General features: G+C 38.3%; 21 protein-coding genes. All 21 read right to left on the reverse strand.

The genetic code is table 11. The features are described from left to right. Positions 1-129: 129 nt before the first annotated feature. Positions 130-1,284 (reverse strand): MFS transporter, encoded by a 1,155-nt coding sequence (locus HMPREF2619_RS05565; RefSeq protein ID WP_070459833.1) that lies wholly within the window; start codon positions 1,282-1,284, stop codon positions 130-132. A 398-nt stretch (positions 1,285-1,682) separates the two neighbouring features. Further along, positions 1,683-2,609 (reverse strand): permease-like cell division protein FtsX, encoded by a 927-nt coding sequence (gene ftsX / locus HMPREF2619_RS05570; protein WP_070459836.1) that lies wholly within the window; start codon positions 2,607-2,609, stop codon positions 1,683-1,685. After that, complete coding sequence (ftsE, locus tag HMPREF2619_RS05575) at positions 2,602-3,294, reverse strand: cell division ATP-binding protein FtsE (protein ID WP_049508675.1); 693 nt, start codon at positions 3,292-3,294, stop codon at positions 2,602-2,604. Before ftsE ends, ftsX begins: the two co-directional genes overlap by 8 nt. A gap of 15 nt (positions 3,295-3,309) precedes the next feature. After that, positions 3,310-4,405 (reverse strand): peptide chain release factor 2 gene (gene prfB / locus HMPREF2619_RS05580; RefSeq protein ID WP_148130369.1). Its coding sequence is split into 2 segments (ribosomal slippage): positions 3,310-4,332 and positions 4,334-4,405, totalling 1,095 coding nucleotides; the frame shifts between segments, so codons are not numbered across the junction. A gap of 295 nt (positions 4,406-4,700) precedes the next feature. Then, complete coding sequence (locus tag HMPREF2619_RS05585; protein ID WP_070459843.1) at positions 4,701-7,217, reverse strand: MBL fold metallo-hydrolase; 2,517 nt, start codon at positions 7,215-7,217, stop codon at positions 4,701-4,703. A gap of 68 nt (positions 7,218-7,285) precedes the next feature. Then, positions 7,286-8,092, reverse strand: a complete 807-nt coding sequence (locus HMPREF2619_RS05590) for a LicD family protein (protein WP_049504531.1) — start codon at positions 8,090-8,092, stop codon at positions 7,286-7,288. Further along, positions 8,093-8,896 carry a LicD family protein gene (locus HMPREF2619_RS05595; RefSeq protein ID WP_070459846.1) on the reverse strand — a complete coding sequence of 268 codons (804 nt, stop codon included), beginning with the start codon at positions 8,894-8,896 and terminating at the stop codon, positions 8,093-8,095. It abuts the gene before it with no gap. Between the two features lie 9 nt (positions 8,897-8,905). Then, complete coding sequence (locus HMPREF2619_RS05600; protein ID WP_070459849.1) at positions 8,906-10,393, reverse strand: oligosaccharide flippase family protein; 1,488 nt, start codon at positions 10,391-10,393, stop codon at positions 8,906-8,908. A gap of 234 nt (positions 10,394-10,627) precedes the next feature. Continuing rightward, positions 10,628-11,665 (reverse strand): teichoic acid biosynthesis protein TarQ, encoded by a 1,038-nt coding sequence (locus HMPREF2619_RS05605; protein ID WP_070459853.1) that lies wholly within the window; start codon positions 11,663-11,665, stop codon positions 10,628-10,630. Beyond that, positions 11,658-13,124 carry an O-antigen polysaccharide polymerase Wzy family protein gene (locus HMPREF2619_RS05610; RefSeq protein WP_070459855.1) on the reverse strand — a complete coding sequence of 489 codons (1,467 nt, stop codon included), beginning with the start codon at positions 13,122-13,124 and terminating at the stop codon, positions 11,658-11,660. Before HMPREF2619_RS05610 ends, HMPREF2619_RS05605 begins: the two co-directional genes overlap by 8 nt. Before the next feature lie 15 nt (positions 13,125-13,139). Next, positions 13,140-14,126 carry a glycosyltransferase family 2 protein gene (locus tag HMPREF2619_RS05615; protein ID WP_070459858.1) on the reverse strand — a complete coding sequence of 329 codons (987 nt, stop codon included), beginning with the start codon at positions 14,124-14,126 and terminating at the stop codon, positions 13,140-13,142. 1 nt (position 14,127) lies between these two features. Next, positions 14,128-15,231, reverse strand: a complete 1,104-nt coding sequence (locus HMPREF2619_RS05620) for a glycosyltransferase (RefSeq protein WP_083279602.1) — start codon at positions 15,229-15,231, stop codon at positions 14,128-14,130. After that, positions 15,221-16,057 carry a LicD family protein gene (locus HMPREF2619_RS05625; protein WP_070459860.1) on the reverse strand — a complete coding sequence of 279 codons (837 nt, stop codon included), beginning with the start codon at positions 16,055-16,057 and terminating at the stop codon, positions 15,221-15,223. Before HMPREF2619_RS05625 ends, HMPREF2619_RS05620 begins: the two co-directional genes overlap by 11 nt. A 140-nt stretch (positions 16,058-16,197) precedes the next feature. Continuing rightward, positions 16,198-17,517: an LCP family protein gene (locus HMPREF2619_RS05630; RefSeq protein WP_070459862.1), complete on the reverse strand. Its 1,320-nt coding sequence runs from the start codon at positions 17,515-17,517 to the stop codon at positions 16,198-16,200. After that, positions 17,514-18,362: a prephenate dehydratase gene (pheA, locus tag HMPREF2619_RS05635; protein WP_070459865.1), complete on the reverse strand. Its 849-nt coding sequence runs from the start codon at positions 18,360-18,362 to the stop codon at positions 17,514-17,516. The genes HMPREF2619_RS05630 and pheA overlap by 4 nt, the downstream gene beginning before the upstream one ends. After that, positions 18,359-18,835, reverse strand: coding sequence for a shikimate kinase (locus tag HMPREF2619_RS05640; protein WP_070459867.1), 477 nt, complete (start codon positions 18,833-18,835; stop codon positions 18,359-18,361). The genes pheA and HMPREF2619_RS05640 overlap by 4 nt, the downstream gene beginning before the upstream one ends. Next, positions 18,828-20,111: a 3-phosphoshikimate 1-carboxyvinyltransferase gene (gene aroA, locus HMPREF2619_RS05645; RefSeq protein WP_070459870.1), complete on the reverse strand. Its 1,284-nt coding sequence runs from the start codon at positions 20,109-20,111 to the stop codon at positions 18,828-18,830. The genes HMPREF2619_RS05640 and aroA overlap by 8 nt, the downstream gene beginning before the upstream one ends. An 89-nt stretch (positions 20,112-20,200) precedes the next feature. Then, a complete protein-coding gene (locus HMPREF2619_RS05650; RefSeq protein WP_070459873.1) occupies positions 20,201-20,539 on the reverse strand; it encodes a YlbF/YmcA family competence regulator in 339 nt (112 codons plus the stop codon). Positions 20,540-20,550: 11 nt separating this feature from the next. Beyond that, complete coding sequence (locus HMPREF2619_RS05655) at positions 20,551-21,654, reverse strand: prephenate dehydrogenase (RefSeq protein ID WP_070459876.1); 1,104 nt, start codon at positions 21,652-21,654, stop codon at positions 20,551-20,553. Between the two features lie 9 nt (positions 21,655-21,663). After that, positions 21,664-22,830, reverse strand: a complete 1,167-nt coding sequence (gene aroC / locus HMPREF2619_RS05660; protein WP_070459879.1) for a chorismate synthase — start codon at positions 22,828-22,830, stop codon at positions 21,664-21,666. A 9-nt stretch (positions 22,831-22,839) separates the two neighbouring features. After that, positions 22,840-23,907: a 3-dehydroquinate synthase gene (gene aroB / locus HMPREF2619_RS05665; RefSeq protein WP_070459882.1), complete on the reverse strand. Its 1,068-nt coding sequence runs from the start codon at positions 23,905-23,907 to the stop codon at positions 22,840-22,842. Positions 23,908-23,910: the final 3 nt, after the last annotated feature.

Here is a 23,910-nt window from a genome sequence, read left to right on the forward strand (position 1 = left end):
GTTTGAATTTGATTTTCGAAGAGTATTATCAGAAAATGAAAAAAATAAAACGCATAGTATCAAGGCTTTTCAACACCTGATATTATGCGTTTTTCTGATTGTAATAACTTTTTGCCCAACCTCTTTTTGTTAACCTTCTTTTTTCAATAGGAGAGAAACAAGGATTGATGTTACAATCATCCATGCTCCTAGAATGATAAAGGTCATTCGACCATTCGTTGTTACTAAGCCAATTCCTGAAAGAACAAAGGGTGTTAATGACGCACCAAAACTACATCCCAAAACAGTATAGGAAGTTGCTTTGTTGATGAGTTTTGCTGGGATTCTTTCAGATATCAATTGAAAGACTGTCGTAAGAGCGATACTGTAAGCAAATCCTCCTAAGACCGAACCTGCAACGACTACCCAGAGAGAAGGTGAGAGAGCAATGATGATTTGCCCGATACCAAAGGTTACACCCGCAACCAATAAAAGTTTTTCCTTAAAGGCAGAGATGAGGAAAGAAAAGCTAATTCCCGCCAGAATTCCAATCAACTGCATGGCACTGAGTACCAGGCTTGACAATTGAGCATCTCCAAAGCCTGCCTCAATCATGAGACTAGGAATACGGAAGGTAATGGCTGTATTGGTACATACAATGACTGCAGCCCCGATGGCTAGAAAGAAAATCAACTGTTTCATAGAGCGAGTCAATCTTACTACTTCTTCTGTCTTTTGCTTGGACTCATGAACTTCTTCTTTGTTATAAGGGACAAAGAGAAGGAAAAGTACAAGAACCACTAGACCTGCTGCATAGACTAGGAAGGTTGCGGTCCACCCAAAGGCCAAAAGTTGACCGACTGCCAAGGTCAAGATAGAGGCTCCCACCACCTCAGCTGAGCCACGAAAACCAAGCATCTGGATACGAGTTTTGCCGTGGTATCGTTCACTGATGATAGAGATAGCCTTGGCGTTTAGCATCCCCACACCAATCCCAAATAGCAAGCGTGTCGCAAAGACAAAGTAATAGCCCTGATACCAGAAAGGAGCTGTTCCACTGATTGATAAGATCAAAAGTCCCAGGGTTAATTGGAGACGTTCTGGAAAAATCCGTTCTAAAACTCCATTTAAGAGGAGCATGGCCATAATCCCAAAGGATGGAAGGCTAACCAAGAGCTCGACCTGACCGGTCGAATAGCCCTGATAATAGTCAAACATGGCTGGTAGGGCACTTGATATTGAAAATGATGTGATCAATACTAACGACAGGGAAAGTATACTCACTTTTTCCAAAAATTGTTTCATTTTATCCTCATTCATTATTTATGTTAAGTCAAAAGAGCTAGATATTACTGTAGAGATAAAAGTTATCTTTTATCTAGTCCCTATCACTCTTTTATCAAAAAGGTCCTTTCCTATCATACACTGTTTCCCAAAAATTGGCAAGCAACTGATACTCAATGAAAATCAAAGAGCAAACTAGGAAGTAAGCCGCAGGTTGCTCAAAACACTGTTTTGAGGTTGTGGATAGAACTGACGAAGGCAGCTCAAAATACTATTTTGAGGTTGCAGATGGAAGCTGACGTGGTTTGAAGAGATTTTTGAAGAGTATGCTTTATAAGTTCAACATAAAAAGTAGGACCATCTGACTCGGTCAAGCCTGATGGTATCCTACTTTTATAGATTTTAGTAAACTATCTTACTTAGATTTTCAAGAATCGACGCATGGAGATTCCTGAACCAAGTGAACCGATACAGATTCCGATGACAAACAAGAGACCGATCATCAATGGAATAAAAGCATCTGGGGTAATCAGAGATAGATTTTGTCCAACCAAAGATGGGTTAACTGATTGGTAGACTCGGTTATAGATAAAGTAAACCATGATTGATGGAATAGTTGCTCCTAATAGCCCAATGAAGGCACCTTCTAGCAAGAATGGCCCACGAATGTAGCTATTTTTAGCACCAACCAAACGCATGATTTGGATTTCACGACTACGTGAAATGATAGTAATACGGATGGTATTTGAAATCAAAAAGACTGCGATGAAGATCAAGAGTCCTGCAATGACCAATCCCCAAACACGGATGAAGGAAGCCAACTTGAAGAGACGTTCCGTATTGGCACCACCGTCTTGAACCTCAGAAACTCCTTCGATTTTCTTAGCTTCTTCAGCGACTGGTTTCACATCACTTGGTGAATTGGTATCGACAATGTAGGCATCATGAAGAGGGTTTGCATCTCCTTCAAAAACCTTCCACTCGTCACCCATGGTTTCAGTCAACTTTTGGTACTGCTCTTCTTTACTTGAGAAGGTTACATTTTTAACGGCTGGCATAGCCTTGAGGGCATCATAAACCTTGTGGTAGTCATTGTTAGTGACTGTCTGGCCTTCTTTGACGATGGTTTCACTATTGTCTTCAACGTCTTTACGGACATAAACCATGACACGTACGTTGTTTTCGATATCCGTTGCCAATTTTGCAGTATTAAAGATAACTGAGGCAAAAATAGCAACCAAGGTCAAGGTAATCATTACTGAACTGACAGCAGCAATGGTCATCCACCCATTACGTTTTAAACTCTTTAAAGCTTCGAATAGGTGGCGGAAAAATCTACTAATCATCGTATCCGTACTCTCCTTTCGCTTCGTCACGAACCACACGACCATTCTCGATGGCAATGACACGGTGGCGCAAGGTATTTACGATTTGACTATTGTGAGTGGCCATCAAAACAGTTGTCCCTTGAAGATTGATGCGCTCCAAAAGGTTCATGATTTCCCATGAATTATCTGGGTCCAAGTTACCTGTTGGTTCATCCGCAATCAAAACTTTAGGATTGTTTACGATAGCGCGAGCAATGGCGATACGTTGCTGCTCACCACCTGACAATTCATTAGGGAATGAACGAACCTTGTGTTTTAAACCAACAAGATCCAAAACTTCCATAACACGTTTTTTGATATTGCGACGGCTTTCACCGACAACCTCCATTGCGTAAGCAATGTTCTCATAAACGGTTTTCTTTGGCAAAAGTTTGTAATCCTGAAAGACAACTCCAACATTACGACGAAGGAGCGGAATATCTTTCTTTTTAATCTTCACGAGGTTAAAACCTGCAACCTGCAAACTTCCTTTTTCAACTTTAACCTCACGATACAAGGCACGGATAAAGGTTGACTTACCTGCACCTGAAGGACCTACGATATAGGCAAACTCTCCTGGTTCAATATTCACAGAGACGCCACGTAGGGCTGTTGTCCCGTTGTCATACTTTTTGACAACATCTCTCATTTCAATGATCGACATGTGACTTCCTTTCTTTTAACTAATACGCCATTTTAGATAGGCATCGATGAAACCATCTAAGTCTCCATCCATGACCTTATCTACTTGCGCAACTTCAAAACTGGTACGGTGATCCTTCACCATGGTATAAGGGGTAAATACATAGGAACGGATTTGGCTTCCCCATGTGATTTCTTTCTTATCCCCCTTAAGGGCATCTACCTCCGCAGCTTTCTTTTCCTGCTCCATCTGATAGAGTTTTGCCTGAAGCATCTTCATCGCACGGTCACGGTTTCCATACTGAGTACGGTCAACAGTCGATGCAACAACAATCCCTGTTGGAATGTGGGTCAAGCGGACACCTGTTGAAACCTTGTTGACGTTTTGTCCACCTGCTCCACCCGAGCGGAAAGTATCCATCTTGATATCATCTTCTCGGATGTCAACTTCAATAGTATCATCCAACTCTGGCATAACCTCTACAGAAGTAAACGAGGTGTGACGACGCTTAGCTGAGTCAAATGGTGAGATACGTACCAAACGGTGAACTCCCATTTCTGACTTGAGAAGTCCATAAGCATTTGGCCCTTCAAAAGACAAGGTCACCGACTTAATTCCTGCTTCATCACCAGCTTGATAGTCCAAGACTTCAACCATAAAGCCTTTAGCGTTACCATAACGAGTGTACATACGAAGGAGCATATCGCCCCAGTCTTGAGCTTCTGTTCCACCAGATCCTGGGTGAATCTCTAAAATAGCATTATTATGATCATAAGGCTCTGATAAGAGCAAGGTCATCTCGTAGCTAGTCATCATCTGATCTAGCTCAGCTAGCTTCTCCACCAACTCATCCTTAACAGACTCATCCTCTGCTAAAAAGTCTAGTAAGATTGCAACCTCATCCTGCAACTCTTCCATGGTATGGAAGGTATTGTAGGTATTTTTTAGTTCGTTTAATTCTTGCGACGTTTTTTGGGCCGCAATATTATCGTTCCAAAAATCAGGTTCTGTCATTTTGTTTTCCAAAATGGCAATTTCTTCTTCTAACCCTTCGAGGTCAAAGAGACCCCCTAAAAGAAGCTAATTTTTCACGATTGGCGTCAATTTTTTGACGGATTTCTGAAATGTCCATATATACTCCTTTTTTGTATCGTTTTATTATACCATAATTTTTCTTATTTATCTAATCGGTGTTTTTTAAAATTTCTTATCAAAATATTTCGATTTGAAGACTAAGAGAATGTTTTCAATAATTTAGGGGTAAAGAATCAAAAAACATCCCAAAGCTGATCAATATTCTCATTCTAAAAACATTGATCGATTCTTTGAGATGTATATAAATACTATTTCATGAGAAAGCTAGGTAATGACTGAAATACTAGCACATAGGGAACTTTCTCAAAGACTTAGTATGAGGTAGAAAGCACTTATTCTTTATCTGCCTTCAAAATCGAAGTTTCTTGAGCATCTGCTGATTTTTCTTCCTTATCTACCGGCTTATCAGAATCCTTCTTAGGATCTTCTTGATTTCCCTGAACTTCATCCTCTTTTACAGGATTTAAGCTCCAAATACCATCTTGATTGACCTTGTAGCCATCAGGTGTTGTTCCATTTCTTAGAAGTGAACCATCTGCTTGGAAATAGTACCAGTTGCCATTCAACTGTTTCCAACCAGTCTCCATTGCGCCGCTAGTATTGAGATAATAACGAGAGCCATCAATCTCTTGAAGACCTGTTAGCATGATGCCTTCCTTGTCTAGATAGTACCATGTGTCCTTATCTTTGAACCAGCCTGTCTTCATAGCTCCGCTAGTTGCAAAGTAGTAGTAATGATTATCAAGCCATTTCCAACCTGTTTGCATAGCGCCACTTGCATTGAGGTAATAGCGAGTGTCATCAATTTCTTGAAGACCAGTTTGCATGATACCTTCTTTATCTAGATAATACCAAAGATCGTTTTCTTTGAGCCAGCCTGTCTTCATTGCTCCACTACTTGTGAAGTAACTATAATGATTATCAAACCATTTCCAACCTGTTTGCATAGCCCCACTTGCATTTAGATAATAGCGAGCACCTTCAATTTCTTGTAGGCCAGTTTGCATGATACCTTCTTTATCTAAATAGTACCAAAGTTCCTTGTCTTTTAACCAGCCTGTCTTCATCGTTCCACTACTTGTGAAGTAGCTATAATGATTGTCAAACCATTTCCAGCCAGTTTGCATAGCCCCACTTGCATTGAGATAATAGCGAGTACCTTCGATCTCTTGGAGCCCAGTTAGCATGACACCTTCTTTATCCAAGTAATACCAAGTATCTTTATCCTTGATCCAGCCTGTTTTCATCGCTCCGGAACTTGCAAAATAGTTCCAATGCCCTTCAATCAAGGCCCAACCTGTTTGCATAACTCCCTTATTATCAAAGTAGTAGGTTACTCCATTGATTTCTTTTTTACCAACTATTTGTTTTCCTTCTTCATCAAAGTAGTACCAGTTTGATTCAATTTTTTGCCATCCAGAGCCTGTCTCATCTGACTGTAATGCCCCACTACTTGCAAAGAACATTTTCTTACCATTAAAGACTTGTGAGCCAGTAAGCATTTTACCATCTTTATCAAATAGGTACTTTTTGCCACCTATTTCAGCTAGTTCATTGTATGTTCTAGCACCAGACCATGTGATATAGTACCAAGTCCCATCATGCTTAAACCAACCTGATACCTGCATACTTCCATCGTTGTTGAGATAATACCAGTTTCCATCTATTTTTTCTTTAGAATCTTTCAGATGAAGCCATCTATCAGCCTGCATTTGGCCTTGTCCATTAAAGAAATAGTAAACCCCATTAATTTTTTTCCAACCAATAGCCATTTGATCATCAGATAGACGATATTTCCAGTAGCCATCTTCCTTATACCACTTTTCTGATACTGTAGGAATATCAGGGAAAGAGTCTGATACATTTGAAAAACCACTATCGCTGATATCAAATACTGTCGCATCTTTGGTTTTACTATAAGCCTTGATAATTTGTATATTTTTTTCTCGAAGCAAATTAGTTGTTGATTGACGATTAATATCTGCTCCACTTGTTTGAACAACTATGCTAGGTGACAAATTTTCAATAAAGTTAACTGTGTTTGAAATCGTGGCATCATAATGATGATTCCATTTCATCATATCTACTTTACCAATTACAGGACCTAATCTATCTTCAGCCCCCTGATCATTATCTAAGTCTCCACCTAGATAGATTTTCTTACCAGCTACATTCACCACAGCAACAATTGAGTTAGAGTTATCATCATAGACTCTTTTTAAATTCCCATCAGGACCATACTCATTTTTATAATTGTATAGTTGGATATCCATATCACCCAATTTAAAATGACTATCCTGATCAGAAATATCTTGAATAAGAGTTACACCACGTTCTAGAGCTGTTCTCACTGCATTATCATAATTATAGAGATTATCCCACAATCTCCACTGTGTTGTAATACGTTCGTCTGAATATTTTTTGAGATAAAATCTGTCAACAGAGTAACGTTTTAAAACTTCATCTGCAGTACCAATATGATCACTATGAACATGGGTTCCTAAAACAAAATCTAATTTTTTAACACCAACTTGTTTTAAATGGCGGAAAAGTCTGTCCTCAATTGTATCTTCATTCTCCCTACTAATTCCCCAACGATCTGGATAGAGTGGATTACTTCCATCTGGAAAATCATAGTCTTCACCCATATCAATTAAACCAAAATGTCCATTGCTTTCCAAGAGGATAGCATCACTTCCTGACTTTGATTTCAAATTAATAAAATGGATCCTATTACCTCCACCAGTAGAAATAGTATCAGCAAAAGCTGGTTTCGATAAAGATAGTATCACTAAGGTATATAGAAGACAACTGTATAATAGTATATTTTTTATTTTTAAATTTTTCATATAAATTATATTTCCCTTTATTTAATTGAATATTCTGTTAACTTTTCTATTTGTAAAAGTTTAAACTCTTACTTTCGATAAGCCTTTATACTATGGCTATACCACTCCTGCATTTCTTTTGATGGCGGAGTCATGTAATCCCCATACATCTGGGTTAAAAAGATATCGTAATTCTTTGGAATAGGTACCATTCGACCTTCAAACTCTGTTAAAATCAGTTCTTTAAGGGTTCCTGCTGGAAAGACTTCTTTCATTTTTTCTTTTCCAACTCCAATGGCTCCTTCATAAGTAGGATTGTCTGTCACACTATTTTTAACTAACTCATCTATTTTCTTATAGAAATATCTCGGATTAACTAGTCTAAGAGGATACCAAGTACACAAGCGAAGGAAATCTTTTAATTTGCTATCTCCGTGAACCGCACGTTCTTTTTTGATATAGGCAAGCTGACGCAAGGCAACATATTTATAGCTCTTGTCAACGATGCTCAAATCTGAAAATTGATCGATTGGAAAGACATCAATGAACAAACTTGTATCATGACGCTTGTATTTTACGTTATCTTCAATAACTGTTGTTGTATCTAAAATAGCAGCAAAATTATGGAAATACCATGAAGAGGTGTCGTAGGAAAGGACTCGATATACAGGATGTTGGTCTTCCTCAATTGCTTTTAATAGACGCTCATAGTCTTTTCTATACAGTGAAATATCGATATCATCATCCCAAGGAATCATTCCCTTATGACGAACAGCTCCCAACATGGTTCCATAGCTAAGGAAATAAGGAATATCATTTTTCTTACAAATTTCATCAACATAGTCCAAAATACCTAGTTGAATTTCTTTAATCTCATTTTTTTCTAAGTACTGCATTTAATCCTCCAATTTATAGGCTTCAAATTCGTGACTATAAAACTGTTTTTCTTTTGGTGGAAGAGTCATATAATCACCATAATACTGCTTCAAAATAGCATCGTATTGTTTCGGTGCTGAAAGCAATAAATGTTCAAAAGGAACTTCAATCAAATCTTCAAATACTTCTTTGGCAAAGACTTCTTTTTCCTTAAACTTGGAAGGAATAAAAGCGATATATTTACCATCTTTTACCCTATACTTTTGAATTTGCTGTTCAATTTGACTCGCGAAATAACGGGGAGAAATAGGACGAAGTATAAACCAGAAGAAGGAACGAATCAAGTCTTTTAATTTACTATCTCCATAAACAATATTCTTGTGCTTACTGAAGGATAATAATTTAAAACTTTCCAACTTATAGCACACATCGATAACTTTAGTATCGTCGAAAGAATCCATTGGAAAAATATCAATGAAAATTCCAGAATCATAAGTTTTTGTATTTCGTGTATCCACTATTCTCGTTGTCGAATCTACAATCTTTATAAAATTATTATAGTAGTGATCATCGGTTTCCAAAGCTAAAATCTTATATTTCGATTGTTCTTGATGAAATAACTGGATAAAACGTTCGTAGTTTTCACGTGTCATAGAGAGGTCTATATCATCATCCCAGGGGATAAAACCCTTGTGACGAATAGCTCCAATCAAGGTGCCATAATTGATAAAATAATCAATATCATGCTTTTTACAAAACGAGTCAATAAAAGCTAAAATATCAAGTTCAATTTGTTTAGCCTCTTCGATACTTAATCTTCTCATCTATTCCTCCTAAGATTTTTTAATACGTTTTTTGAGCGAGATGACATGACCTAAAAATTCATAAAAGATACTATCTTTGGTCCAAACGAGCAAACCAATGTAGCTAAGAGCTGATAAGGCCATGATGATCACCATATTGATTAAGAAAGGTAGGTTGATAACCATTTTGACCGGATAAACAAGATTAACTAAAAAGTAGATCGGAACAAATGTCAATGCGAAAAGAGAATAACGCACCGTATATTTGAAGATATGCCCTAGATTAATGAGCTTGGTCTTATGAATAAAGATAACGTAAAGTATTAGGAGAAAACTTTCCGATAACATCGTCGTAATCAAATAATACTCCGGTGTAATAATATTATTAAAGTAGAGGAGACTATCAAGAACTAGGTTCAGTCCACCAGCAAATAAGGTATAAACTGTAATTCTTTTTTCAAATCCATTTGTAAAGAGAATTTGAGAGCCTAGAATAGTATCTAGGGCAAGAATAATCGTGCGAAAAGCAAAGAGGGATGTTAAGATGCCACCACCAATATACTTCTCACTACCATACAAAAGGATTGCATTTGGCCCTAAAATCATCAATCCAAAACTAAGTGGAATGATGAAGAAGTTGAAAATGCGACTTCCTCGATTCACCAAATTTACATACTCTTCTTTTTTTCCAATACCTAGATAGTAGCTCAAGCGAGGAACACTGACTCCAATCGCACCTGTAACAACACCTGCGATAACCGTTACAATCCGTTGTGCCATCGTATAATAACTGACATTTACATCAACTCCGGTTTTTACCAAAAAGAGACGATCAAGGAAGGTGAATAACATATTGGCATTGGCAAAGATCAGCATGGCCGTCAGAGGAAGAAAGAGAGGTTTAAATTCTTCCAAAGAAACCTTAACAAACTGGATATCTCTTTTAATCCAAAAATAACTAATGAGATAATTGATCAGAGTTGAAAGACTCATAATCAGTGTATAGATAACAATATCATGCTCATTTTTTACAAACATGAAGATGGATACCAACATGAGAATACGGATGAAGGCTGTTTTATAAAATAAAAAACTATAATTTTCAAGAGCTTCATTCACCCATTCAATCGAGAATATTTGTGCAATGAGTTGAACACCCATTACCAAAAAAATCTTTTTGATAACAGGATTACTATTAAAGAATAAAGGATACGATAAAAGATAGACGGCACTTGTAATAATCGTACAAGCTACACACAAATAAAAAAGACTTGAAAAGACTTTATTTAATTCCTTCTTATTATCTTTTACATTACTAATAGCTCGAAGTCCGTAATTATAGACTCCATAGGTTGCAAAGGGCAAGAAAAAAGACAGGATGGTATCAACAGAGTTGAAATAACCATAGTCTGTTCGATCTAGAACACGCGCAACATAGGTACCCGTCAAAATTGGGAAAATAATATTTAAAACACGAATCCCCATATAAGCCAGGGCATTTAATTTTATACTTTTCATTCAATTTACCTCGTTGATTTATTATATCATAAAGTTAGTTAAAAAAACCTATTTGACTGGGAAATCTGTTCCTCAAGCCATGTTTGTCCTCCCTGACGAAATCTTATCCAAATCCTCTAGGAAGTCTTTTCTACACCATTCTGTCAAATCTGAATTTTTCCCAAAGACAAAGGAGGACTATTCGAGTCCTCCTTTGCCTTGGATGATTTTTAATTCTTTATGTATATCAAATCATTAGAGTGCAAAAGTAATCACACCTAAAACTGAACGGTTTAGATTTCTCACTTCTTGCATACTTTCTTCAAATTTCTTATAGCGAGTAACACCATATTCTTCTACAAAAAGGACATTCTCAATTGCTAGAAGATCTTTAACATTTTGCAAGTGAACAAACTGAACGCCTTCAAGATTCAATTTGTATTCTGATTGTAGTTTATTCAAAATACGATTATCTGAACTTACGATTGCTAGTGGTTGACCTTGACACTTGTAACTCAATAGTTCAGAAAGATTTTCAAGAGTTGTAATAGTTGAAACGAAGTCTACTTGATAAGCAGAGAAATCGCCTGCACGATTGATAGTTGGGTTGAAAAGGTAAACTAGAACATTCGCCATGATCACTAGGATAACACAGAGAATACCAATAATCACTAAGCGCAAGATAAGATTTTTCAAGTTAAAGCCAAGAGCAACTTCTCCATTCGGAGTCAATTCTTTAGAGTTAACTGTTTCAAGTTTTTCAATCTTAACGTCTGTATAGGTAGACTTGAATTTGTCAATCAATGAATCAAACTTGCTTTCAAGGAAATCATTTACTTCCTTACTTGGAGTTAAAATTTTAACAGTTACACCTGCATCATCAATCAATGGGTTAATCGTTAATTTTTTTGTCCAATAGTCACTTGCAGAATTCTTCAATGCTGTTTCTGTAGTATCTAAATCTTTTGCAATTTCTTTCATCTTATCAGAATCAACATCATTGAAAAGAAAGGCACCATTGAGATTACCATCAATTAGTTTTGCATAGAAGTCACTATAGCCACCAACTTGATGATTCAAAATTGTTTTTGATGATGTTTCTGGAGCAGTTATCTTATAGGTGATATAAGTAGAATAACTAGTAGAATCTTTGACTGTATTTTTATTTTTAACAGCTTTTAAAGTAAATGGTACAGCTATGAGAGCAAATAAAGCTAGTAAAGCTAGCAAATTCACTTTACGTTTTTTATAAAGATTTGCGAACAAATCAGCTACAGAATAATGTTCAAACATGTATTTCCCCTTTTTTGATTAAGTGATGATTTTCTTTTGTAAGCATTTTTGCCACGAAAATGATAATAAGAACAATTCCCCAGAATTGCATTGTAAAAAGATTAAAGAAACTCTCTGAAAAGCTACTTCTAGGCATAAAGAATAAATTATTCAAGATTAGCAAAGATAATGCAAATAAGATTGTTCTTGAGCGATATGCCACTTGCAACATAGCTATAAAGAGCATACCAAGTAAGATACTTAGTAGAGATAGTCCCAACATACCATAATCAGTATACAATTCCATGATATAACTACTTCCAATACCATGGCCTCTTAAATATTCTTTATTTAGAACAAGATAAGATAAATTGTGGGCATAACTATTACTGTCAATCGCTAGTTCAATACTATTTGTCGTATGTTCAAATGGTTTAGCACCAAATATGATTCCGATACTACCTCTCGCAAAATAGTCAACAACCGGACCAAAAGTGAAATTTCGGAAGTCTCTATAAGGAAGACTGCTATTGTACAGGAATCCTCTAGCTAAAACTCCAAAACTAGTTCCTTGTTTATAAATGAAATCGAGTAATAAATCAAAAACTCCACTATGGGACACTTGAGCATTATCACGAACATAGTTTAATGCTCCCATCGCAAGCATGAGAACAGGTGTTCCAAGATAAATAGCCATTTTTTCTTTGAAACCGATCCATTTACCTTTCTCCGTTTGTTCACGCATAAAGTAGTAAACAAAGGCAAAAATCAAACTTAGAATAAAGGGATTTCTGGTACCAATTACTAAGTGAATCAAGTTAGCCGCGATATAGGCAACTAAAACCATTGTCGCATGTGACTTTTTAGGTTTGGTTGCTAAGTAAACACACATGGCATAAACCGTGAAAGTCGATAAGATATAGGTAAAGTAGGGCAATTGACTTTCAAAATTTGCATAATAATTGTAATAAGAAGTTTGCAAACGGTATAGCAAGCGCTCAAATAGTCTAAGAAAATAAAATGGATAGGTGAGTAAAAATACACTCAATGACACAAAACGTAATTTTTTTATATAATTGACATTTACTGTTTTTTCCACTTTTACAGGAGCTTTGCTTTTTCGGACAAGATAATAATTCGCTATAAAGCCACCTATAGTTAATCCTAAGATAGAAACAATGACAACTAGGAAAGCAAATCGATAAGCAATTGGTTGATAGGTATCTAGCGCTCCATCTCTAAAATAATCAATGGTGGGTCTGGATACCAAAAATATAAAAATTGTGATAAAGAATATAAAGTGAATCAAATAGTATTTGATATTATTCCAGCAAAGTAGCAGACTGCTAATTAAGAGCAAAAGCAAAGTTGTCAGAAGTCCTACGTTGTTACTGGTAAACAAATAAGTGATTCCACTTATTATGGTTACGATATAGCTTAGAATCGTAACCGTTAGCAACATTCGTTTGCCATCAACCATCTCAGCCCTCCTTTTCTAATTAATTTTTTTCGACTGCTCAATATTTTTAAACAATAATATTCTATACAATCTTACATTTACAAATAAGGCTAAAGCACTAATACGTCTTCCTTTTCTAAAAATGGTATTTTTGAAAATAGCAAAGGCATGTTTTTTTAAGTAGCCATAAATCAGTGGATAGTCTTTAAACTCTTTGAAATTATCATCTAGAAGCATTTTATCCAAGATAAAGAAATGTGCATATGCCAGTCTAAAGAAAGCTACTTCTGTTAAGTTTGGATATTCCTTGACGACTTCAGTATAAAATTTTTGATAAATATCAATGTAAGCTAAGTCTTTTTCCGCATATGGTTTGGTAGTAATACTATCTCCTCGGTGGAAATAATAATAGTACGGTTTGGTATTCACAACATACTTTTTAGCTACTTTAATGAGATCAAAATGATAATAGGCATCTTCATAAATCAAGCCTTTTGGAAAAGTTAACTGTGCTGCAATTTCCTTTTTGATGAGTTTGTTACAAATAGTACCAGGTATTTTCTCGCCAATTAAATATTCTCTGAGGAATGTTTCTGTATCACATATAAAATAATCATCCTGATTTTCAGTTTGCGGACTCTCACTATTGGCATAGACATTCATAACACCACAGCTAGAAACATCTGCATCTTCTTTGACTAATTGTTGGTATAAGCTAGCAATCATTTCAGGATGTATATAATCATCCGAATCTATAAAAATAACATAGTCTCCGTGGGCTTGCTTTAATCCATCATTTCGAGCTTGAGACAAGCCTTCATTTTCCTTGTGATAAACCAAAACTCGTTCATCTTGTTCAGCAATTTTTTCACACAAGCGACCACTTTCATCTGTCGCCCCATCATCAACGAGAATGATTTCGAGGTTTTGATAGGTTTGTTGCTGAATGGATGCTATTGATTTTTCAAGGTATTGCGCCACATTATAGACTGGAACGATGACACTAATTAATGCAGTTTCCATGCTACTCCTCTATTAGTTTTTCTACTTGTTCAATTTGTTTAGCAATCGTAAATTGTTGAATAAATTGGCTAGACTCATTAACATCAAAGCTTGATGCAACTGTCATATAGTTTTCAATTGCTTGAGCTGCTTCTTGATTGCTTTTAATGATTTTACCAAATCGTCCTTCCTGAGATAACTCCTCTGCACCGCCTACTTCAGTAGATACAAAGGGAACTCCCAAACTCAAGGCCTCAACATAGACTCCAGGAAAACCTTCCTGTTTGGACATAGATAAAAGAACTTGCATCTTAGAAAGATACTGATACGGATTTTTTTGATAACCAAGGAAATGAACGTAATCCTCAAGTTGATACTCTTTGACTCGTTTTTTCAGCTCCTCTTCCATGTCACCAGCACCTATAAAGTAGTGATGGTATTTCTTGCCTTGCTGGTGCAACAGTCGTATAACTTCTACTACTCGGTCAGAACCTTTATTTTCTTCAATACGTCCAATGGTGCAGATACTCTGAGGAGCTATCTCAATAGCCACCTTCTCTTTTGATTTTTCCAAAATGCTTTCAAAATCATAACCATTATAGACTGTTACTAATTTCTGTGAGTAATCTGGATAAACTTCTTTGATAGAATTGCTGGTTTTTTTTGAAATTCCTACTATCCTATCAGCAGCATCCAATTGTCGTCTATGAGAATCACGCTTCGAACTATCTATTAAAAATTCTTCAATACTTCCATGAATCCAAGAAATCTTCTTCACTTCTTGTCGTTTAGAAAATAAAAGAGGAGGATTCATAATAGTAAAGGAAACCTCTACATCATATTGATCTTTTATAAGTAAGCGTCTTGTTAACCTTGGGAAATAAATTCTCAATCTCCATAAAAGCGCTCTTAACCATCTTGGTTGACGATAATCTTGAAAAGCTTTTAAAATTCTCACATTTTCAGGCACAGGTTCGTATCCTTTATCAAAATGTTCCATTTCAAGGATATCAATATCATACTTTTCCGGATCCAAGTTTGAAACAATCGTAGAAAGGATTTTTTCGGCACCTCCGCCTAGAGAGAAGGACCACATAAAAAATAAAATTTTCTTCTTATCCACCATATTCTCCCTTATATTCTGTATAGCTCTTATCCATATCTGCTATAAGGGCATCGTGGTGAGGCACTTGCTTGTCAGCTGGTGGTGGTGTCATGTAGTCACCAAATGCTGTACTGAGATAGGCATCATAACCAACTGGAATAGGCATTTCTGTTCCTTCGAATGGTAAGAAAATGCTATCTTCAAAGGCCTGAATTGGATACTTCTTCTTCATGTAGCCTGGACCTGAGCATAACTCTGTGATGCCATCACTTTCAGCTGGACCATACTTGGTCATTTCTTTCTCAGCCTTTTTCCAGATACGATAACGAAGGGCTTTAGGAGTTAATCCTAATAAAATAGTGCTGCCCCATTTCATGAGAGCTCCATGATTTTCTGGAATGGTTTGTGCACAAAAGAGCGAATAAATCAAAGCCCAACGTACCTGTTTCTTACGTTCAGCTGGATTTTTAGGGTAGTAGTCCAATGGAAGAACATCCAGAGCCAATCCATGTGGCAAATCCAAATCCTGCTGGTAAGGCTTTATGCAAGTTGTTGCCTTGTCTCGAATAGTGATAAATAGATTGCGATCGACAAAGTTTTTATCACTCTTTGATAGGAAATATCTCTCATCCGCGAAACGAGGCCATAACTCTGCTAATCTTTCATAATCCTTGCGGGGCATAAAGAAGTCTAAATCATCATCCCAAGGAATAAAACCTTTATTTCGTAGAGCTCCAATAGCTCCTCCACCACACAAATAACAGAGTAAATCGTGTTCTTTACAAAAGGCGACAAAATATTCAGCCATCTCTAGGCTACGAGCTTGAATTGCCTTTAAATCACTCATCTTATTCTCTTCCTCTTCTATAGAATACATCATTCTATTATACCATAAAAATAGTTTATAAATCCATCTGACCATGTGAAAAATCAAAGCCTGAGATACCTATTTTCATAGGTACCTCAAGCTCTGATTCATTTTACATTTTATCTAAATCCCATCTGGGCCAATTTATTTTGATAAGCTTTTTGGTCCACTCGAAGGGATTGACCGCCGTATACGTCAAAGTCGTCTACCCAGTCTCCAAGTTCTGGGACTGTCAATCTTTCAATACCATTCTGCGCTCCTTCAAGGACTGATAAACCGTTGGTCAATAAGAAGGTATATGGAAGGTTTGTAGAGGTCATGGCGAAAACTTTCCCGAGTGCTTCTGAGCCGGTGAAAAGTTTTGTAGGATCCTTAATCTGCTGCAAGACAGCTGTCATGACCTGCTGTTGTCTACGAGTACGGCCATAATCCCCTTCATCATCATCACGGAAACGTGCATAGTTCAGAAGAGTCGAACCATTCATCTGTTGTTTTCCAACTCGAATGGTTTGAGTCGGTGACTCAGTTTCCGTTGCATGCAAGTCATCGCCTACAGTCGCTTCTGTAACTGGAACCCCATTTAGAGTTGAAAACTGGGCATCAATAGTCACCCCGTCAGGGAAAAGCGTATCAATGGCTGTCGCAAAGGCTTGGAAATCGACAAGTGCATAATATTTGATGTCTAGATCAAAATTATCCTTGAGCACCTTGCGGACCATTTCAGCTCCTTGTTTACCTTCTTGTTCCCCTAATTCATAGGCCAAGTTTAATTTATGGTCGGTCTGTTTTTGACCATTGATGACTTGGCTATACCCATCAATATAGACCAAATTATCACGCATAAAGCTAACGAGCTTCAATTTTTTATCTTTGCCACTTACATTCAAAACCATAATGGAATCTGTCCGTGTTTCTGCACTATTCTGTCCAATACGGCCATCCGTACCCAAAATCAGAATATTAACCCCATCACGCGTATCTTGTCCATTGAAGACTTCAACCTGAGCAGCTTTGGCATCTTTGGGCCCATTTGAACTATTAGGGTTCGCCGATTGGAAGCCTTTTAAGAACATGACGATCATTCCTACTGCTACACAAAGCAATATCATCCCTAACCAAGCAAATAAGCGTTTAAAACGAAAACCTCTTTTTTTCTTTTGCTTCTTAGCTTTTGGAATCTTCGTTTCCAGTTGTTCTCCACTACTACGGCGACTAGAACGACTACGATTAGCATAGGTTGGCAGGTCGATACCAGAGTCTGAAAGAAGTTGTTCTTTGACTTCTGGATTGAAAACTTCTGCTGAATCTTTTTGACCTTCTAACTTGGCTTGTAAAAAGGCAAATTCTCTCTTTTCTTTCTCATTCAAATAATGAATGTTTTTCAAAAGATAGTCATATCTCAGTTTTTCATGATGTGTCAAAGGATTCTCTCTAGTCATTCCTTCTCCTTCCCTTTATCCTGTATGGTATAGATAGGGTAAGCTCCTAGTATTTTATACTGGATTCCAATCGTTTCTAGTTCTTTTTGAGCAAAATGGACCAGTTCTTTATCAGCATAGTCCACATCAATGATAAAAAAGTATTCGCCCAAGGCTGTTTTTAGGGGACGACTTTCTATCTTGGTTAAGTCAATCCCTCGCCAAGCAAAGGTCGAGAGTGCCTTGTAAAGTGCACCAGGTAAATTGTCTGGTAAGGTTATTGCTAGGCTCATTTTTTCAGTTGCATCTTGTAAAGGAATCTGTGGCAACTCTGCACCCAAAACCCAAAAGCGAGTGAAATTAGCTTCCATCTCTTGAATATCTTGAGCGATTAGCTCCAGCCCGTATTCTCCAGCAGAACTTTTGGGGGCAATGGCAGCAAAAGGCTGATCTGGATGCTCGGAAACATAGCGCGCAGCGTAGGCTGTACTGGCAGTGACCTCCAGTTGAGCGTCTGGATAATGCTCATCAATAAATTTCTTCCCCTGTGCCAAAGCTTGCGGGTGAGAAAAGATTTTCTCTATTTTAACTTGCCCTGGCACCGCCATCAACTGTTGATGAATTGGCTGTACAATCTCCGCCACAGCTTGAATTCGAGCCTGGTGGAAAAGATAGTCCAAGGTTTCATGAACACTACCTTCAATAGAATTTTCAACTGGCACCACTGAAAAGTCTACTAAGCCCTGTTCGTAAGCCTTGATAACGTCCGTAATATTTGAAAAAGGCTCTAGTTCCTCATGAGGAAAAGCCGTTTGCACCACATGGTGCGAAAAAGATCCTTTAGGACCTAGATAGGCAATTTTCATGTCAATTCCTCTATAATTTCCTCTGGACTTAGCTTGGACACCTCGATAACTTTACTAGCCACTTCCTCATACCAAGCCTGTCTTTCTTTAAAAATCGCAGCCAAATCTTCCTTGCTATTCTTTAAAAATAGAGGGCGTTGATTGTCCTCATCGGCTGAAATTCGCTGGTACAGGGTCTCAAAATCTGCTTTTAGGTAGATGTTGTCTGGATTTTGCTTGAGCAAGGCACGATTACGCGGAGAAATGACTACTCCTCCCCCAGTTGACACGACTTGGTCTATTTTTAATAAATCAGCTAAAATTTCTGATTCTACCTGACGGAAGGCTGCTTCTCCTTTTTCTTCAAAGAAACGAGTAATCGGCATCCCCAGTCGGTCTTCCAGCAAGGCATCCATGTCTACAAAGTCAGGATCTAATCCTCTAGCAATAGTAGATTTTCCTGCACCCATAAAACCTAGTAAAACCTTAGCCATGAATCAAGGTCTCCAAATCATCAAAGAAGCTTGGGTAGCTAGTATTAATAGCTTCAGCACGATCTAATTCGACCTCTCCATCTGCCACTAAAAGAGCTGCTATGGCTGTCATCATGCCGATACGGTGGTCACCAAAGGTATTTACTCTGGCTCCATGAAGAGCAGATTTCCCTTTGATAATCATGCCGTCTGCTGTAGGAGTAATAGCTGCTCCCATACTATTTAAAGCGTCTGCGACAACTTGAATGCGATCAGTTTCTTTAACCTTGAGTTCTTCTGCATCTTTGATGACTGTTTGACCTTGAGCTTGGGTAGCAAGGAGAGCGATAATAGGCAATTCATCAATTAAACGTGGAATCAAGGCTCCACCAATCTCTGTTCCTTTTAGGTCTGACGTCTCAACAGTCAAAGTTGCAGACTTAGCAATCGGGTCAACATCAGTAAGTTCTAATTTCCCACCCATAGCACGGATAACATCAATAATCCCTGTACGAGTTTCGTTAATGCCCACATTCTTCAGCACGACACGAGAATTAGGAACAATCAAACCTGCCACCAACCAAAAGGCTGCACTAGAAATATCTCCTGGTACGACAACTGTTTGTCCACTTAGTTTCTGTGGTCCTTGGACTGTGATTTTCTTACCATCAACACTCAAGTCTCCACCAAATTGATGCAGCATATCTTCTGTGTGGTTACGAGTGCACTCCTTCTCAATGATGACAGATTGCCCCTGAGCCTGCAAAGCCGCAAAAATCAAGGCTGACTTGACTTGGGCAGAGGCAATTGGCAATTCATAATGAATAGGTGTTAAATTTTTTGTACCTTTTAAGTGCAAAGGTGGCAAGTCTCGCTCTGTCTGACCAGAAATGCTAACTCCCATTTTTTTCAAAGGAAGGGTCACACGATCCATGGGGCGTTTAGAAAGACTATCATCTCCAAACATTTCTACTTCAAATTCTGCACCAGCAAGGACGCCTGAAATCAAGCGAATAGAGGTCCCAGAATTCCCCATATCCAGAGCATTCTGAGGGGCTTTCAAACCATCCATGCCAACACCTTGAATGGTAACGACACCGTCCTTGTCCTCTATCTCAACACCGAGGTCCCGAAATACTTGTATGGTTGATAGGACATCTTCACCACGCAAGATATCATAAACTTTAGTCTCACCTTCAGCCAAGCTTCCAAAAATAATAGAGCGATGACTGATGGATTTGTCACCTGGTACGCGAATGCTACCATTCAAATGGTTAACGTTTGTTTTTAACTTCATACTAGACCTCATACTGACAATACTTTTTCTTATTTTATCATAAAAAGTCAGAAATTTCTTAAAAATTCCTGACTTTATGAGGTGAATTCTTATTTTAAAAGTTCTGAAATTGGTTCAAATACGATTTTTTCAATATCAGATAGATAAATAGAAAGTTGTTGCTGTTTGGCAAAGAAAGCTGATAAAAGAGCGTTACCTTGAATCTGCTTACCAAAGCTTTCCATTTTTTCTTGGAAAGAAGCGTCGGGCATTTGACCAGTTTGTGCCATGACTTGGATTTCATGTTGAAAAGCAATATAATCTGCAAAAATTTTGCTTGCTTCTGCATCCACTTGGATGGCATCTCTAGCTTCTTTAACTGCCTTATATTCAGGCAATTCGCGTAGTCCACGACTTAGTGCATTTGCACTATCATAAATATTTGACATAATTGTCCTCCTTATTTAATAACGACTGTGTAGTCGGTATTTTCTGTAATGACTTGTTCAGCTCGTTTTAAATCCTGAGCATTCTTAAAGGAAATTTGCAGAATCCCGTGAATATCTTCACGGTTTTCCTCATTGATATGGATATTGACTAAGGAAGTTCCTCTTAGCAATTCCAAGATGCGCAAGATAACATCTTCTTCATCGGGAACATCTACATAGAGGTCAAATGAGCTATCTACTCCGCCACGTTTATGGATTTCCATAGCTTGACGTTGCTCACGCGCTTGATTGAAAAAGTTCCATATTTGGTTTTCATCACCCTTACTGATAGCTTGTCCAATCTCGTCCAAACGGCCCTTGAAGTCCTCGATGCGTCCAATAATGGTATCCCGATTGGATAAGAGGATAGAAGTCCACATACCAGGCTCACTTTCGGCAATCCGAGTCATATCTCGAAATCCACCGGCCGCAAAGCGTCGAGCCATTTCATGCTCTTCAGCATAACTTGCAGTTTGTCCCATCAATCCTGATGCTAAGATATGAGGAAAATGACTAATCTGAGAAGTCACTCGGTCATGTTCTTCAGCATCGATTTCAATAAAACGTGCATGAAGTCCCGACAGCAAGTCTTTCATTTCTTCGAGCGTATCCGAAGTTGTCAGACTAGATGGCGTGAAGATATAGTAAGCATTTTCAAAGAGATTAACATCGGCAGAAGCCGCTCCTGTCTTGTGACTTCCTGCCATGGGATGAGCTCCAACAAAGCGAACGGACTTATCAGCAAAACATTTCTCAGCTGTAGCCACGATAGCTGACTTGGTCGATCCAGCATCGGAAATAATGACACCTTCTTTCAAGTCCAAGTTGGCCAATTCCTTAATAAAGGCAATGGTTTGCTTGATCGGCAGGGTAAGAATGATGACGTCTGCAAGTGGAGCAAAACTGGCAAAATCATCCGTCGCACGATCAATCATTCCTCGCTCCAAAGCAATATCTCTAGACGCTTGACTACGATTGTATCCTAAAATTTCATAATCAGGATGATCCCGCTTGATTCCGAGTGCCATGGAAGCACCAATCAAACCAAGGCCTGCGATATAGATGGTTTTTGCCATAAGAACTCCTTAATAATTCTTTGTATACTCTCGATGTTTTGCAACAGCTTCTTTTAATTCTTCTAGATTATCAGATGAAAATTTCTCTAAGATTTCTTGAGCCAAGACTGTTGCTACGACTGCTTCCATAACAACACCTGCTGCTGGAAGAGCGGTTGGATCACTTCTCTCCACCGTTGCCTTATAAGGCTCATGGGTTTCAATATCGACACTCATTAATGGCTTATAGAGAGTCGGAATTGGTTTCATGACCCCACGGACAACAATTGGTTGGCCATTGGTCATACCACCTTCGAAACCTCCGAGATTATTAGTACGACGAGTATAGCCATCTTCTGATGACCAGAGGATTTCATCCATGACTTGGCTGCCCTTGAGATAACCTACTTTAAAACCAAGTCCAAACTCCACACCCTTGAAGGCATTGATTGATACAACCGCTTGAGCTAATCGTGCATCTAGTTTACGATCCCATTGGACGTAAGAACCAAGACCAACTGGAACACCACCGACAACTGTTTCAACAACTCCACCAATGGTATCTCCATCACGTTTAATCTGATCAATATAATCCTTGATCTCCTGCTCGCGTTCTTGGTTGACGATAGAAACTTCTGACTGAGTAGCCAGTTTCTTAATCTCCGCGACTGTCAAGTTTTCTGGAACATCAATTTCCTTGCCACCAAAAACAACAACATGATTAGCAATTTCGATATCAAGCTCAGCTAAAAGACGCTTGGCAACAGCCCCAACTGCAACCCGCATAGTCGTTTCACGAGCAGATGAACGTTCCAGAGAATTTCGCAAATCATCAAAGCGGTATTTGATACCTCCTACCAAGTCAGCGTGACCTGGGCGAGGATGTGTGATTTTTCGTTTACTTTTAAGTTTATCCTCAATATCCTCAGCAGACATGATATCCAGCCATTTTTGATGATCCTTGTTAATGACATCCATGGTGATAGGAGCCCCTGTCGTCTTCCCGTGGCGAACACCAGAAGTAAAGACAACTTGGTCACTTTCAATCTTCATACGACCACCACGTCCGTATCCACCCTGGCGACGTTTGAGATCCTCATTAATATCTTCTGCAGTTAAAGGAAGACCTGCTGGGATTCCTTCAATTATTGCTGTCAGACGAGGACCATGTGATTCTCCTGCTGTTAAATATCTCATACATTCTCCTTATTTCACTAAGTAATCTTTCATTTCTTCCAGAGAAACTGGGTGAATCGTCGCTGAACCAAGCTCTGGTACCAAGACTAATTTCATAGTGTTGCCACGCGCTTTTTTATCATGAGTCAAAGCCTGATAAAGCTTATCAAGGTCCCAGTTTTCATAATCAACAGGAAGGCCAAATTTCTGACACATTTCTCGGATAGACTGGGTTATTCCAGCTGGCATAAGGCCTTTTTGTTCTGCTACCTTAGAAACCTGAACCATTCCCATCGCTACTGCCTCACCATGCATGACACGTCCATAACCAGCAGTTGCTTCAATAGCATGACCGATTGTATGGCCAAAGTTGAGATACAGACGAATACCATTGTCCAATTCATCCTCAACTACCATCTTTCGCTTGACCTGGCAAGAATGCTCAATCAAACTTTCTGAATGCTCCAAAATACTCTCTACAGAACCATCCATTTCAGATAATAAGTCCCAGAGTTCTGGATCTTCAATTAAGCCATACTTGATGACTTCACCCATTCCTTCAATCAATTCTCTCTTCCCTAAGGTTTCAAGAACGTTTGGGTCAATCAAAACACCATCTGGCTGGGCAAAAGTTCCCACCATATTCTTGGCAAAAGGAGTATTCACTCCTGTCTTACCCCCGATTGAAGAGTCAACTTGAGCTGTCAAGCTAGTCGGAATTTGAACAAAGTGAATACCTCGCATATAGGTTGAGGCTACAAAGCCAGCTAAGTCTCCGACCACTCCGCCACCAAGTGCAACGATGCCATCACTGCGAGTCAAGTCTTGCTTAACTAGAAATTCATAAGCCTTTTGAACCGTGGTTAGATTTTTTCGCTCTTCACCCTCTAGAAAGTCAAAAACTGCCACTTGAAAACCAGCATCCTCTAAGCTCAATTTTACTTTTTCTGCATAGAGAGAAGCCACATGGTTATCTGTAATGATAACGACTTCTTGCGGTTGCCAAAGTTTCCTCAACCATTTTCCTGCTTGAGACAGGCATCCTTTTTCAATCTGAATATCATAAGGATGGTGGGGAAGGTCTATTTTGATTTTCATAGC

The sequence above is a fragment of the Streptococcus sp. HMSC074B11 genome, from assembly GCF_001808705.1.
In the GTDB taxonomy this organism is placed as follows: domain Bacteria; phylum Bacillota; class Bacilli; order Lactobacillales; family Streptococcaceae; genus Streptococcus.